This window comes from Methylobacterium sp. Leaf85 (assembly GCF_001422125.1).
In the GTDB taxonomy this organism is placed as follows: domain Bacteria; phylum Pseudomonadota; class Alphaproteobacteria; order Rhizobiales; family Beijerinckiaceae; genus Methylobacterium; species Methylobacterium bullatum.
In genome coordinates this window covers 413434-426797 of sequence record NZ_LMME01000023.1, presented here as the reverse complement: position 1 = coordinate 426797, position 13364 = coordinate 413434, and the positions used below count along the sequence as shown (strand labels likewise).

General features: G+C 67.3%; 12 protein-coding genes. 3 read left to right on the top strand and 9 right to left on the bottom strand.

Annotated features, from left to right (window positions below):
• Window positions 1–78: 78 nt before the first annotated feature.
• Complete coding sequence (gene pyrE, locus ASF08_RS14220) at window positions 79–669, top strand: orotate phosphoribosyltransferase (protein ID WP_056146384.1); 591 nt, start codon at window positions 79–81, stop codon at window positions 667–669.
• Between the two features lie 348 nt (window positions 670–1017).
• Window positions 1018–1716: a LabA-like NYN domain-containing protein gene (locus ASF08_RS14215; RefSeq protein WP_018044475.1), complete on the top strand. Its 699-nt coding sequence runs from the start codon at window positions 1018–1020 to the stop codon at window positions 1714–1716.
• Window positions 1717–1779: 63 nt separating this feature from the next.
• Here ASF08_RS14215 and ASF08_RS14210 read toward each other — a convergent pair whose 3' ends face one another.
• The 3 genes from ASF08_RS14210 to dapA form a co-directional block, all read right to left on the bottom strand.
• The gene (locus tag ASF08_RS14210) at window positions 1780–2433 is read right to left on the bottom strand and encodes a prephenate dehydrogenase/arogenate dehydrogenase family protein (RefSeq protein WP_244474532.1); all 654 of its coding nucleotides are present in this window, start codon (window positions 2431–2433) and stop codon (window positions 1780–1782) included.
• 480 nt (window positions 2434–2913) lie between these two features.
• Window positions 2914–3387: an SsrA-binding protein SmpB gene (gene smpB, locus ASF08_RS14205; protein ID WP_018044478.1), complete on the bottom strand. Its 474-nt coding sequence runs from the start codon at window positions 3385–3387 to the stop codon at window positions 2914–2916.
• Window positions 3388–3524: 137 nt separating this feature from the next.
• On the bottom strand, window positions 3525–4424 hold the full coding sequence (gene dapA, locus ASF08_RS14200; RefSeq protein ID WP_056146379.1) for a 4-hydroxy-tetrahydrodipicolinate synthase: 900 nt from the start codon (window positions 4422–4424) through the stop codon (window positions 3525–3527).
• A 185-nt stretch (window positions 4425–4609) separates the two neighbouring features.
• Between dapA and ASF08_RS14195 the strand changes: the two genes are divergently transcribed.
• Window positions 4610–6916: a lytic transglycosylase domain-containing protein gene (locus ASF08_RS14195; RefSeq protein WP_056146376.1), complete on the top strand. Its 2307-nt coding sequence runs from the start codon at window positions 4610–4612 to the stop codon at window positions 6914–6916.
• Window positions 6917–6945: 29 nt separating this feature from the next.
• On the opposite strand, the gene ASF08_RS14190 is transcribed toward ASF08_RS14195, so the two are convergent.
• The 6 genes from ASF08_RS14190 to ASF08_RS14170 form a co-directional block, all read right to left on the bottom strand.
• Complete coding sequence (locus ASF08_RS14190) at window positions 6946–7332, bottom strand: hypothetical protein (RefSeq protein ID WP_056146373.1); 387 nt, start codon at window positions 7330–7332, stop codon at window positions 6946–6948.
• Window positions 7333–7344: 12 nt separating this feature from the next.
• The gene (locus tag ASF08_RS14185; protein WP_056146370.1) at window positions 7345–9318 is read right to left on the bottom strand and encodes a BON domain-containing protein; all 1974 of its coding nucleotides are present in this window, start codon (window positions 9316–9318) and stop codon (window positions 7345–7347) included.
• Between the two features lie 845 nt (window positions 9319–10163).
• Window positions 10164–11978, bottom strand: coding sequence for an ABC-F family ATP-binding cassette domain-containing protein (locus ASF08_RS14180; RefSeq protein WP_056146367.1), 1815 nt, complete (start codon window positions 11976–11978; stop codon window positions 10164–10166).
• A 57-nt stretch (window positions 11979–12035) separates the two neighbouring features.
• Window positions 12036–12266, bottom strand: a complete 231-nt coding sequence (locus tag ASF08_RS24180; protein ID WP_082473208.1) for a hypothetical protein — start codon at window positions 12264–12266, stop codon at window positions 12036–12038.
• A gap of 82 nt (window positions 12267–12348) precedes the next feature.
• On the bottom strand, window positions 12349–12666 hold the full coding sequence (locus ASF08_RS14175; protein WP_018044484.1) for a polyhydroxyalkanoic acid system family protein: 318 nt from the start codon (window positions 12664–12666) through the stop codon (window positions 12349–12351).
• A 213-nt stretch (window positions 12667–12879) separates the two neighbouring features.
• Window positions 12880–13185 (bottom strand): septal ring lytic transglycosylase RlpA family protein, encoded by a 306-nt coding sequence (locus tag ASF08_RS14170; RefSeq protein WP_018044485.1) that lies wholly within the window; start codon window positions 13183–13185, stop codon window positions 12880–12882.
• Between the last annotated feature and the right edge of the window lie 179 nt (window positions 13186–13364).

Below are 13364 nucleotides of genomic sequence, written 5' to 3'. Positions count from 1 at the left end.
GGTCGGGGCGCCTTGCGCCTCGTGGTCCACGCTGCCACAAACGCTGCCGGACCGTCTCATCCTAGGAACACTTTTCTCATGACGCCAGACGCGGTGCTCGCGGAATTCCGCGAGGCGGGTGCCCTGCTCGAAGGGCATTTCGTCCTCAGTTCCGGGCTCCATTCCGGTGTCTTCCTGCAGAAGATGGCGATCTTCTCCGACCCGGTCCGGACGGAGCGACTGTGCAAGGCCCTGGCGGAGGTCATCGTCGCCCGTTTCGGCCCCATCGACATCGTCGTGTCCCCCGCCATCGGTGGCATCGTGCCCGGCTACGAGACGGCCCGCCATCTCGGGGCGCGCGCCATCTTCGTCGAACGCGATCCCGGCGGGCCATTCTCCCTTCGTCGCGGCTTCAGCATCCCGGCCGGCCAGCGCGCGGTGATCGTGGAGGATATCGTGACCACGGGCCTCTCCGCCCGCGAATGCCTCGCCTCGCTCCAGTCCGAGGCCGGAGAGGTCATCGGCGCGGCGTGTCTCATCGACCGCTCGGGCGGGCGCGGCGAGATCGGCCTTCCCATGGTCTCCCTGGTCACCCTCGACATTCCGGTCTATCCTGCAGACGCGCTGCCGCCGGAACTCGCCGCGCTGCCTGCCGTCAAGCCCGGCAGCCGAGTGAAAGCACCGGGCTGATCCTAAGCAAGATTAGAAACTTAAGGTAGTCGTTTTTCTGGCATGCAATTAGGCATATCAGTTGCGCAAAGTGGAATATTGTAGGCAGACCTAGCTTTCATTCGATTTCTCTGGTGATTGCATACAGGTCATGGTTGACAAGCGCCGCGCTCGGACAATAACAAAGGATATGATAGGCGGGTAGCTCCGGTGGCCCGCTAATTCTTGGTTTTATTTATGATTTGATTATTAGGATCAAATTCTTCGCGTTATCAAGCATTCGGGTTTGCAAGTCTTCTGGTGAAGCGTTGAGCTTTCGGACTTTCTTGCCTTACATGTGAAAAATCTGATGAGAAAATGGATCATTCAATGAGCGCACAACAGCGCAGCGCCCTGTTCATAGACGGGGCAAATCTTTATGCGGCGACGAAGGCACTCGGTTTCGATATCGACTATCGCCGGCTGCTCAAGGAATTTCAGGCTCGCGATAATTTGATACGAGCTTTCTACTACACCGCGATGGTGGAAGATCAAGAATATTCATCGATCCGTCCGCTTATCGATTGGCTCGACTATAACGGTTACCGGGTCGTGACGAAGCCGGCCAAGGAATTCACCGATTCCGCCGGCCGTCGCAAGATCAAGGGCAACATGGACATCGAGCTGGCCATCGATGCCCTCGAGCTCGCGCCCCGCATCGACCACATGGTACTGTTCTCCGGCGACGGCGATTTCCGCTCCCTGGTGGAAGCGATGCAGCGGCGCGGCGTCCGCGTCACCGTAGTCTCGACGATCCAGACACAGCCGGCCATGATTGCCGACGACCTTCGTCGGCAGGCCGACGAGTTCGTCGACCTCGTCCATCTCATTCCCCGGGTCGGTCGCGACCCCGGCGAGCGTGGCGTCCGAAGCCAGGGCGACGGTCCGGCGCGCGGTCCGCGCGAGTTGCCGCGAGACATTCCGCGAGACCTGCCGCGCGACGTGGCCGAACGGCCGGCGGCGCGTCCCAATCCCGGTCTGGAAACCCGCTACGGTATCCGCCAGGGCGACGACGCGACCGAACAGTAACGACATCTGTCACCGGGGAAGCGCGGCAGACCGCCTCCTCGGCACCGATCCGGAGCATCGCTCTCAGCCCGTGGCGTCCGCGCCCTGAGCCGACAGCTCCGCTTCCAACCGCGAGGCGTGCGCGAAGAACCGGCGGCGGACATCCGCCGCGTAGGGGTTCGCGCGCTCGATCGCATCGAAGACTTCCGGCGCATCGTGCCTGACCATACCGACCGCCTGCATCAACAGGTCGAAACTCTTCGTCGTCATCCCGGTCGGCAGCGGCTCCATCTCGACGAAGACCTTGGCGATGAGATGGGTCAGCCCCTGGACCGAGGCGGCGGCCCTGTCATGCGCCTCCGGGTCCGTGAGGATGACGTCGAGGCCGAGCTGCTTGCGCAGGAAAGCCGCGGCACGCCGGCCTCCCCTCCCCCGGATCGGACATACGGCGATCTTCAGCCCCTTGAGGCCGGCACGCGCGCTCTGCGGTCCGAAGAGCGGATGCGTCGCGACGATCTCGACGTGATCTGGCAACCCGTCTGCCATGATCCTCGCGGCTACCATCTTCACCGAACCGACATCGAGGACGAGGGCGCCGGGCCGCAGGTGCGGTCCGATGGCGGAGACCACCTCGGCGAGTTTTGAGACCGGAGCGGCCAGGACGACGACGGGACAGGCGGCCGCCTCGGCGAGCGTACCGATCCGCACTCCCGCTTTAAGCGTACTGGATTCATACATCTGCTCGCCGGCCGTCCCCTCGATCCAAGAGGGTTCGACATGAGGCGCAGGGGAACTCCCTCTCCTTCCAGGAGAGGGGACCCGTGCATCCCGCGAGATGTGTGAATGCCGTAGCCTTCCAAGAGAAGGGACCCGCGCATCCAGCGAGATGCCTGAACATCGTCGCTTTGCGGCAGGGCGGGATCGTAGGCGTGCAGGGGGGAAATGCTGCCCAAGATGCTCGGCGATCAGCCGGCCGAACGCGCCGAAGCCGATGATCCCGACGGGAATGCTCGATGAAGGGGAGATGGCAGAAGACACGGAACTGACCTCGATGAAGCCGAGGGGCCAGGGGTCTTGGGGGCCAGCGGTCGTTGAGATGTGACAGAGCACCTCGCCGCTGAGGAAGCGGCGGGTGATACGATCCGGAGAGGATCGGGCTCGTCGTCATGGGGGCGTCTTGGCAGGGCGGGCATCGCCCGTCGACGGAGTATTCGCGGATCAGCCCTTGTCGCGCATGATCCGGGCGCGGTCGCGCTCCCAGTCGCGTTCCTTGGCGCTCTCGCGCTTGTCGTGGAGCTTCTTGCCCCGGCCGAGACCGAGTTCGATCTTCGCGCGGCCCTGCTCGTTGAAGTAGATCTTCAGCGGCACCACCGTGTAGCCCTCGCGCTTCGTCGCGCCGATGAGCTTGTTGATCTGCTTGCGGTGGAGCAGCAGACGGCGCGGACGCTTGGTCTCGTGGTTGAACCGGTTGGCTTCGAGATATTCCGGGATGTAGGCGTTGAACAGGAACAGCTCGTCGCCCGACGGCCCGGCATAGGCCTCGCCGATGGCCGCCTTGCCCTTGCGCAGGGATTTGACCTCCGTCCCGGTCAGGGCGATGCCCGCCTCGAGGACGTCCGAGATCTCGTAGTGGAAGCGGGCGGCGCGGTTGTCGGCGACGACGCGGCGGGTGTCTTGCGGTTTGGGAGCCATCACATCGTCGGTTCTGGAGCATCGGCCTGTCCGCGCCGATACCCCTTGTCTGGAAGGAAGCTGGTGCCGTCATCGGCCGCGCGATGCGGCCGATCGACATTCATATGGTTCGCCGGCATTTCGCCTGCGAGGGGTGATCAGCCGTCGATCAGGCCGGCATGGCGCAGGGCGGCGTCGACGATGCCCTTGGTGGCATCGCTGACCGTGAGGAGCGGCAGGCGCACCTCGTCGCTCATGTGGCCGAGCCGCGACAGGGCATATTTCACCGGCGACGGGTTCGATTCCGCGAACAATCCCACATGCAGCGGCAGCAACTGGTCCTGAAACCGCAGGGCCGTGGCGTAATCGCCCGACAGGGTCGCTTCCTGCAACTTGGCGCAGAGGCGCGGTGCGACGTTCGAGACCACCGAGATGCAGCCGACGCCGCCCTGCGCATTGAATCCGATCGCCGTCGCATCTTCGCCCGAAAGCTGGATGAAGTCTTCACCCATGGCTTGGCGTTGCAGGCTGACACGGTCGAGCTTGGCCGTGGCATCCTTCACGCCGGCGATATTCTTGAGCTCATACAGCCGCGCCATGGTGTCGACGCTCATGTCGACCACCGAACGCGGGGGAATATTGTAGATGATGATCGGGATGCCGATGGCGTCGTTGACGGCCTTGAAATGCGCGTAGAGCCCCGCCTGCGTCGGCTTGTTGTAGTAGGGCGTCACCACGAGCACGGCATCCGCGCCGGCCTTCTCCGCGTTGACGGCCCGTTCGACGGCCTCGGCCGTGGAATTGGAGCCCGCGCCCGCGATCACCGGCACACGGCCGGCGGTCTCGGCGATGCAGGCGGCCACGACACGGTCGTGCTCGTCATGGCTCAGGGTCGGCGTCTCGCCGGTGGTGCCCACGGGCACGAGGCCATGGATGCCCTGCTCGATCTGCCAGACCACGAATTTGCGGAAGGCGTCCTCGTCGAAGGCGCCGTCGCGAAACGGCGTGGCGAGGGCGGTCATGGCGCCCTTGAGGCGTTGGGTCGTGGTGTCGGTCATCCTGGCGTTCCCGGCCGTCGATCTTTCGGTGGGCCGGTGTGCCGGCCGCGTCACCGCTCTCGCGGACGGGCAGACATAGGGCCTCGCTTGCACGCGCGCAAACGGTCCGTCGGCGCAGTTAATGACTTCTTAATGCCCTCTGGGACAGCTTAAGCATGTCCGCATCCGACGGGACTGGAAGAACCATGGCGTTCTGGACGCGCTCCTATCGTGCCGCCCTCCCCGTGTCCCTCGCCGTCGCCTTGGCGGGGACGACGATGTGGATCGGGCCGGCCTCGGTTTTCCCCGTGGCGGCCGGCCAGGGGGACGACATCGTCACCCGGCCGTCGAGCGATGCCGTCGCCCCGTCCGTCCTCGTGCCGGACAGCCGGGCCGCCGCCACCGATGCGGTCGCGGCCGACGCTTTGAAGCTGGACGATCGCAGCGCCGAGACCGCGCCGAGCAAGGCCCTGCCCGCCGCTGCCAAGGCCTATGCCTCCGCCGATCCTGAAGCGCCGATCGCCTTCCCGCTTCCCGATGCGGCGATGACTCCGGCCGCGCCCGTTCCGGAGGTGCCCGATCCCGCCCGCGCGGCCCAGGTGGCGCCGGATGTCGATCTCCCCGCTCTGCGCCAGGCCATCGACGCCTATCGGCGCGGCAAGGTGTCCGAGGGTGACCGCCTGCGCGACGGCTTCACCGATCCCGCCGCCCTCGCTCTGCTCGAATGGGTGGCGATCCGCGCCGGCTCCGGCATCGGCTTCGAGCGCACGGTCTCCTTCACCCGGACGAACCCGGAATGGCCGGCGGGTCCGCTCCTGCGCCGCCGCGCCGAGGAGGCGCTTCTCACCGAGCGCAAGAACCCGGCGACCGTGCGCGCCTTCTTCGCGGGCACCCGTCCGTCGAGCGCTCCGGGCAAGTTCGCCCTCGCCCTCGCCTTCCGGGCGGAGGCCCTCGACGAGGACGCCGCCTCCCTGGTCCGCGACCTGTGGCGCTCCGAGACCTTCGGGCGCGCCCTCGAGACCAAGGTGATGGACGCCTTTCCGGGTGTCCTCACCCGCGTCGATCACCGCTTTCGCATGGAGCGCGCCCTCCTGAAGGAGGATTACGAGTCGGCCGGCCGGGCCGCTGCCTATGCCGGCGGCGGCTACGCCAGTCTGGTCCGCGCCCGCCGGGCCGTGGAGGACAAGAGTTCGTCGGCCGCTTCCGCGCTCAACGCCGTGCTGCCGTCGCTCCGCAGCGATCCGTCCTACATCCTGTCGCGGGCGCAGTATCTCCGCCGGGCCGACAAGCCGGTGGAGGCCGCCGCGATCCTCGCCACCGCCCCGACCAACGGCGACGTCCTGGTGGATGGCGACGAATGGTGGGTCGAGCGCCGGATCGTCGCCCGCAAGCTCATCGATATCGGCAATCCGAGCCTCGCCTACGAGGTCGCCGCCGGCCATAGCGGCCGCACGGTGGAGAAGCGGATCGAAGCCGAGTTCCATGCCGGCTGGATCGCCCTGCGCTTCCTCGACGATCCGGCCAAGGCCTCCAGCCATTTCGCCAAGGCCGCGACCATCGCCGAGACGCCGATCTCGCTCGCCCGTGTCGCCTATTGGCAGGGCCGCGCCGCCGAGGCGGCGGGCGATGCCGGCCTCGCCAAGACCTTCTACGAGCGCGCGGCGCTCCAGCCCATCGCCTATTACGGGCAACTCGCCCGGGCGAAGCTCGGACAGGCGAGCCTTCCGCTGCGCGTCGTCTCCGAACTCGAGCCCGCCGCCGCGACGGCGTTCGAGAACCGCCTGACCACGCGGGCCCTGCGCATGCTCGAGGCGGCTTCGCTCAAGGACCTGGCGCTGCCGCTCTACATCGACACGGCGAACCGTTTGACCAACCCGGCCGAAATCAGCGCGCTCGGCAACCTCGCCGTCGATGTGAGAAATTCCCGCGCCCTCGTGGCCATCGGCAAGCTCGCGGTCCAGCGCGGATTGCCCCTCGACGCCCATGCCTACCCGACCATCGGCATTCCCGATTACGAGGCCTCCGCCGCCGTTCCCCTGGTGGAAAAGGCCATGGTCTTCGCCATCGCCCGCCAGGAAAGCCAGTTCGATCCCCGTGCCCAATCCAGCGTCGGCGCCCGCGGGCTGATGCAGATGATGCCGGCCACCGCCCAGCGCACGGCCCGGCGGGTCAGCGCCTCCTACGATCAGGACCGCCTCACCAGCGATCCCGCCTACAATGCCCGCCTCGGCCAGGCCCATCTCGGCGAGCTGATGGAGGATTGGCGCGGCTCCTACATCCTCGCCTTCGCCTCCTACAATGCCGGCGGCGGCAACGTGAAGAAGTGGATCGACGCCTATGGCGATCCACGCCGGACCGGGGTCGATCCCATCGACTGGGTCGAGCGCATCCCCTTCACCGAGACCCGCAACTACGTCCAGCGCGTGATGGAGAACCTGCAGGTCTACCGCAGCCGCCTGGAAGGCAAGAGTGCGCTGCTGATCGAAGGGGACCTTCAGCGCGGGGCGCGGTGAGCCGAGGGGGTATCCTCCCCCGACCCATCTCATCCCGAAGCTTTCCCTCGAAGCCTCCGCTCGGCACTGGCAGTGGGTCGAGGTGATGGAGCGAGGCGGTCGGGGGAGCGGCCGACACGGTCGAGGCCCGACGCCCTCGGCGGCGACGGACGGGCCAGTCTCGCCAGGGCTCCGGTCCCGGCGCCGACGAGATAGGCCGCCAGGTTCAGCGCCGCGCTCTCCACCCAGAAGCCCGGGCGGCCCGGTACGAGCCCGCTGAAAGCGAGCCCGGCGAGCGCCATGGCCCCGAATCCGAGTCCGAGCCCGATGGCGGTCGAAAGCCGGTCGCGTGGCGGTCCGAAGTGCCATCCGATGGCGGTGCCCAGCGCGAGGCTGGCGGCGAGCGCGGGCCAGAGAATCGTCAACAGCAGGAGCATCGGGACGATCTCTCAGGAGCGCAGGGCGAGGCCGACACCCTGCCCGGTGGCATTGGCGCGGCCGGCGGGCGCGGCGACGATCCTGTCCGCCGGGATGCCGGCCTGGAGCAGATACTCGACGATCACAAGCGCCCGCTGTCGAGCGATGTCGGGTTCAGGCTCCGCCGGTTTCGCCTCCTTCGGGGCTTCCGCCTTGGCATCCTTGTCCTTCGCCGCCTTGTCCTTGCCGTCCTTCACAGAGGCGGGCTTGGGATCGGCGGGCTTCGCATTAGGCTTGTCGGCCTTCGCGACCACCGGCTTCGAGGCCTTGTCGGCGTCCCGAGACTTTCCCGAATCGACCGACGAGGTGTTCTCCACCCCTGCGTCCAGGGCGGGTTTCGGTGCGCTCGCGGCACCGGCCGGGTCGCTATGACCCGTCACCTCAATGCGCAGACCGGGGCAGGCTTTCGCCGCCGAGGCCACGGCGTCGAGGGTCGGATAGAACTCCGCTCTCAGGGTGACGCCGCCGGGTGCGAAGACGAGGCGGCTCCCGTTTGTCGCGCGGTCGAACGAGTTCCGGCAGGCCGCCGGGTCGTCCAGGGTCGTGCCGGGCGGCGGCTTCACCTCGGTCTGCGCCTGCCAGCCGGCCGGCATCCGCCGGGCGAGATCGGCCTCGAACCGACCGGCACTCTCGCGGTAGAGGCTGTCGCCGGTCAGGGCGAGCTTCCTGTCCGAGAGGCGGATGTCGCCGGTGGCGAGCATGGCGAGGCTGGTGATGCCGGCCTCGACGGCGCCGATGAGGTTGGGCGGTGCGCCCTCGGCGATGCGGCTCTTGTCGACGATGCGTTCGCGGAAGAAGCGCGGTCGCAGCGTCGCCAGGATACGGTCGCGCGTAGCGCCGTCGGGAAGGTGCCCGGTCAGCGTCACCGCATCGCTCTCGCGCCGGACCATGAAGCGATAGGGCGAGAGCGGCATGGCGGCGAGATCGACCGGCCCGGCCCTGGTGCCGGATGGACGTTCGTCGCGCAAAAGGGCGTCGATTTCGCCGATGGCCTGCCCGTCGAGGGCGGTCCCCGAGACCGACAGGCGCGAATCGGCAAATGTGACGCTGCCGTCCTGCAACAGCGAGGAAAGCCGGAAGGCGAAGCGGCCGAGGGTGGTCGGATCGATCCCATCCGCGAGACCACGGGCGGTCTGCATCCGGTCGTCCACCCTGGTGCCATCGGCTGCGTCGTCGGCCATGGCGCGGATCTCCTCGCGTGCCGTCTCCGAGACGACATTCCCCGAAAGGACGAGGCTGCCGCCGCGCTCGCGGGTCACCGCAAACCGGAAATCGGGGGTCGCCGCCGGCCGGATGTCGACCTTGCCCATGGTGAAGCCGGTCGGAGGATGGGCCAAGGCCTGCCTGACGGCCTCGTAATCGGCCACCGTCGATGCCTCGCCGCTGAGCGACACGGTGGTGTCGGCGATGGTGGCGCTGGCGCCCGGAGCCAGCGGCTTCAGTTGTTCGAGCGCGAAGGCAGAGGCGGTGGAAAAGTCCGGCGGCGCTCCACGCGCGGCTTTGGCCTGATCGACGATCCTGGTCTCGGACGGAAGTTCCGGGGCGAGCTTCGCGGCAAGCGCCCGCGGGCCGATCTCGACAGGACGGTTGCCGGTCAGTTCGATCCGCTCAGGGCTCGTGCGCGTCGCCGTCCAGACGAAGGGAGAGGCATCCTCGACGATACCGATACGCCCGACCACGTGGCGCAGGCCGGGCAGGCGCTTGAGCCTGTCGAGAGCAGCGACGCGCCCGGGCTCGTTCGGCGCCTCTCCGGTGGCGATGAGGTCACGGCCCCGCACGTTCAGGCGCAGCCAGGGCTCCAACCCCGTCTCGGCCGTCGCACGCACGACCGGGCCGGCGGTCTCGTCGAGCTGCCGCTCCGCGCGGCTGGCGAGGAACGGCGTCGCGACGCCGACGATGAGCGCCAGTCCGGGCAGACCGACGGCCCAGCCGAATTTCCGGAGCAAGGGGGGGGACGGGAGGGCGGGCAATGCGAACCTCGGGGATCGGCCGCCACCAGATACCCGCTTCGCGGCATCTTGAAGACGCCGCAGGCTCATTCCCATCGATCGCCGCCCCTTCCTTGTCCACATGCCCTCACCCCCGCGCGCGACAGCGCCGGGGGCATGGCCCAAGAGAAAACCCAAGATAAGCTCCAAGTGGGGGACGCGGGACGCCGCGGAACCCATTGAGCGCTAGAATTGTTTGCCGGTCCCCCGGCGTCCCGTCAGGCTCCGGCGTTCCCGCCGGGTCCTGTTTTTTCGTCGCGGTGTCTCCAGCGGTCCTCGCGTTGCGTCGCGCCTGAGGTGGTCGTGTTGCATCCCAGCCCGGCTGTTCGAACGGACTTTGCCCCGCACGCCCTCTCGTATTGGAGGGGCCGCAAACCTCATCATGGCAGCCGAGATCAGGGTCAGTGCCGGGGCATTTAACTCCCGACCTACCGCGCCCCCATCCGAGCCCCCAGACTATCGAGCCGCCGCCCGGGGCGATGGCGACCGAGACCACCGACGCAGGCACCGCCCCGCCGCCCCTTTCGGCCCACCCGGTCGGTCGCCGGACAAGCCCCCTTCACTGGACGGCAGGTGTGGGGATATGGGCAGAAAATAGGAATTTTGTCAAGAAATTTCATGTCGGGGAGAACGGTCTCGGCCATGGGACCGTGATCGGGAAGCCTCGGCGTTCTCCGGCGTCCCATGGGGGGCGAAGGTCTCGTGAACGCTCCGTCTTCCCCCGGTCGAGGGGGGCGCGTCACCGAGTGGGGAGCCCGAGCCGACACGCTCTGCCGGGCGTCCGGTGCGGAGGGCGACCCGCCTCACCCTTCCCGCTGCATCTCCAGCTCAAGCCAGCGGTCCTCGGCCGCCGAGAGGTCCGCCTCCGCCGCCGCGAGGGTCGCGGAGGTTTTCTGGAAAAGGGCCGGATTGCGGCTGTAGAGTTGCGGATCGGCAAGGACGGCGCGGTGCTTGGCGATCTCGGTCTGCAGCTTCGCGATTCGCTCCGGCAGGGTCTTCAACTCGTGCTGGTCCTTGAACCCCATCTTCGTCTTGGGCGCCGGGGCCGCGGACGTGCTGGCGAGGCGGCCCGGCTTCACCTTGCCGTCGGGGCGAGGCGCCGTGGCGCTCTTGCGCGCCTCGACGCCCTGGCCGCGCTGCGTCACCATGTCGGTATAACCTCCGGCATACTCGACCCAGCGCCCCTCCCCCTCGCTGACGAGGACGCTGCCGACGACGCGGTCGAGGAAGTCACGGTCGTGGCTCACCAGGATCAGCGTGCCGGAATAATCCGACAGCATCTCCTGCAGGAGGTCGAGGGTCTCGAGGTCGAGGTCGTTGGTGGGCTCGTCGAGGACGAGGAGGTTGGCGGGCTGGGCCAGGGCCCGGGCGATGAGAAGACGGTTGCGCTCGCCGCCGGAGAGCACCCTCACCGGGGTTCGGGCCTGTTCCGGGGCGAACAGGAAGTCCTTGAGGTAGCCGATCACATGGCGGCTCACGCCGCCGACGACCACGCTGTCGCCGCTGCCGCCGGTGAGCACCTCGGTGACCGTCATCGACGGGTCCAGCACCGCGCGGGCCTGGTCGAGGAGCATCATCTTGAGGTTCGTGCCGAGTGCGATGCTACCGGAATCCGGTGCCGACTGTCCCGTGAGCAGGTTGATGAGGGTGGTCTTGCCGGCGCCGTTGGCGCCGACGATGCCGAGCCGGTCGCCACGCATCACCCGGATCGAGAGATCGTCGACGATGCGGCGCTCACCATAGGCCTTGGCGGCATTCTTGGCCTCGATCACCAGGGCGCCGGAACTCTCCGCCTCGGTAGAGGTCATCGTCGCGGTGCCGACGGGGCGGCGGTCCTCCCGCCGGTCCTTGCGCAGGGCGTGGAGGTTGCCGAGCCGCCGGACGTTGCGCTTGCGGCGCGCCGTAACGCCGTAGCGCAGCCAATGCTCCTCGTCGGCGATCTTGCGATCGAGCTTGTGCCGGTCGCGCTCCTCTTCCTCGAAGAACGCGTCGCGCCAGGCCTCGAAGGTGGAAAAGCCCTGCTCGATCCGCCTCGTGATACCGCGATCGAGCCAGACGGTGGTCTTCGAGAGGGCGGACAGGAAGCGCCTGTCGTGGCTGATGAGCACGAGCGCGCCGCGCACGGATTTCAATTCCGCCTCCAACCATTCGATGGCCGGCAGGTCGAGATGGTTGGTGGGCTCGTCGAGCAGAAGGATGTCGGGCTCGGGTGCCAGCGCCTGAGCCAGGGCCACGCGCCGCCCCTCCCCGCCCGACAGGCTCGCCGGGTTCTCGGCGCCGGTCAGGCCCAGACTCTCCAGCAGGTAGCGGGCGCGATAGGCGTCGTCGCCATGGGTGAGGCCGTGTTCGACGAAGTCCAGGGTGGTGGTGAACCCTGAGAAATCCGGTTCCTGTGCGAGGTAGCGGATGGTTGTGCCGGGCTGGACGAAGCGCACGCCCTTGTCGGGCTCGATGAGCCCGCAGGCGATCTTCATGAGCGTCGACTTGCCCGAACCGTTGCGGCCGACGAGGCAAGTCCGTTCGCCGGGAGAGATCGCGAGATCCGCCTGTTCGATCAGCGGAGTGCCGCCGAAAGTGAGGGCGACGTTCTGGAGGGTGAGAAGCGGGGGAGCGGCCATGATGCGGGCTTATGGCAGCGCAGCCGCTCCCGAACAAATGCGGTTTTGCCCGTGAGGCTACATCGTCGGGTTGGCCGGGCCGGTTGGCGACGGATCGGGCGAGACGGGAGCGGGGCTCGGGTCGATCACGGGGATCTCCGTCGGGCTCTCGTTGGGCGCTTCGGCCGGCGTCGACGCGGGGATATCCGGCCCAGGAGCCGGCGGCGGCGTCTGAGGGGCCTCGTAGGGCGTATCGGGAACCGGAGCTTCCGGGATGGGCGCGGGATCTATCGGGCCTGGATTCGACATGGGCGACGCCACCTGCTCGCGAGGTTTCGGGAGAGGGCTGGAAACGGGCGAGTGCCCGTTGCCGTTCCCCCGATGGCGCTCCTCAGCCCTTCTTGATCAGGAGCTGGTTGCCTTCCTTGCCGATGATCTTCTTCATCCGCTCGGCGAACAGAGCCAGCAGCATCGGCAGGCGCACTTCGATACGGACCGTCTCAGGGAGGACGTCGACCTCGCCGTCCACCTTCTGGCCCATGGCCGACATGGCGAAGTTCAGGCGGTCGTCCGTCCAGGTCATGTGCTCGACATTGATTCCGGCCTTGGCGCAGGCCGCCTTCGCCTTGTCCAGCCCGTTCGAGATCCGCCGTTTCGCCTCGACGGGACCGATCTCGTGGGGAATCTCGACGATCAGGGGCTTTGCCATGGGGGAATCATCCTCAAACACGCATCCAGCCGTCAAGATGGGGCCGATTGCCATCCATGCAACGGCGACCGGCCCCTTAGTTGATCAAGCGCGGCAGTGAAACTCGCCTCGCGCGGAATCACCATGCGGCGTCAGGAAGATGAGGCATGCCGCACGTCGTCGCGACCCGGCACCGCCATCCTCTGGCATGCCCATGATCTCACGGGTTCCGCATCAGTTCACGACCTTGAGCGAGACGTAGGTCGTGCCGCCCATGCCGAGCGCTCGGGCAGAGCCCTTGGCGAGATCGATGATCCGGCCGCGCACGAAAGGTCCGCGATCGTTGATGCGCACCACCACCGAGCGGCCGTTGCGCTTGTTCTCGACACGGACACGGGTTCCGAACGGCAGGCTGCGATGGGCGGCGGTCATCCCATTCGGATTGAAGCGCTCGCCATTCGCCGTCTTGCGGCCGCTGCCGTACCAGGAGGCCGCGCCGGATTGGGCTGCGGCCGGTGCACTGAGCGCGGCGAGAGACATGGCGGTTCCAAGAGCGGCAGCGGTCCAACGAACAGGCTTCATATTCATCCGCATTCCCTTTGCTGTTGCAGAGGCCGCGGAACATAGAGCCAATGAAGGCTGAAATGAGATCAGTAGAATGTGGCGGGACCTGCCTTCATTAGCCTCCGACGGCCTCAGAATGTGTGAATAAAATCTAA

Bases quoted from the DNA above. Each gene is read 5' to 3' on its own strand.
- ASF08_RS14175 (WP_018044484.1), bottom strand. From the start codon at position 12,666: ATGGCAAAGCCCCTGATCGTCGAGATTCCCCACGAGATCGGTCCCGTC.
- dapA (WP_056146379.1), bottom strand. From the start codon at position 4,424: ATGACCGACACCACGACCCAACGCCTCAAGGGCGCCATGACCGCCCTC.
- ASF08_RS14190 (WP_056146373.1), bottom strand. From the start codon at position 7,332: ATGCTCCTGCTGTTGACGATTCTCTGGCCCGCGCTCGCCGCCAGCCTC.
- ASF08_RS14195 (WP_056146376.1), top strand. From the start codon at position 4,610: ATGGCGTTCTGGACGCGCTCCTATCGTGCCGCCCTCCCCGTGTCCCTC.
- ASF08_RS14180 (WP_056146367.1), bottom strand. From the start codon at position 11,978: ATGGCCGCTCCCCCGCTTCTCACCCTCCAGAACGTCGCCCTCACTTTC.
- ASF08_RS14210 (WP_244474532.1), bottom strand. From the start codon at position 2,433: ATGTATGAATCCAGTACGCTTAAAGCGGGAGTGCGGATCGGTACGCTC.
- ASF08_RS24180 (WP_082473208.1), bottom strand. From the start codon at position 12,266: ATGTCGAATCCAGGCCCGATAGATCCCGCGCCCATCCCGGAAGCTCCG.
- ASF08_RS14215 (WP_018044475.1), top strand. From the start codon at position 1,018: ATGAGCGCACAACAGCGCAGCGCCCTGTTCATAGACGGGGCAAATCTT.
- smpB (WP_018044478.1), bottom strand. From the start codon at position 3,387: ATGGCTCCCAAACCGCAAGACACCCGCCGCGTCGTCGCCGACAACCGC.
- ASF08_RS14170 (WP_018044485.1), bottom strand. From the start codon at position 13,185: ATGTCTCTCGCCGCGCTCAGTGCACCGGCCGCAGCCCAATCCGGCGCG.
- pyrE (WP_056146384.1), top strand. From the start codon at position 79: ATGACGCCAGACGCGGTGCTCGCGGAATTCCGCGAGGCGGGTGCCCTG.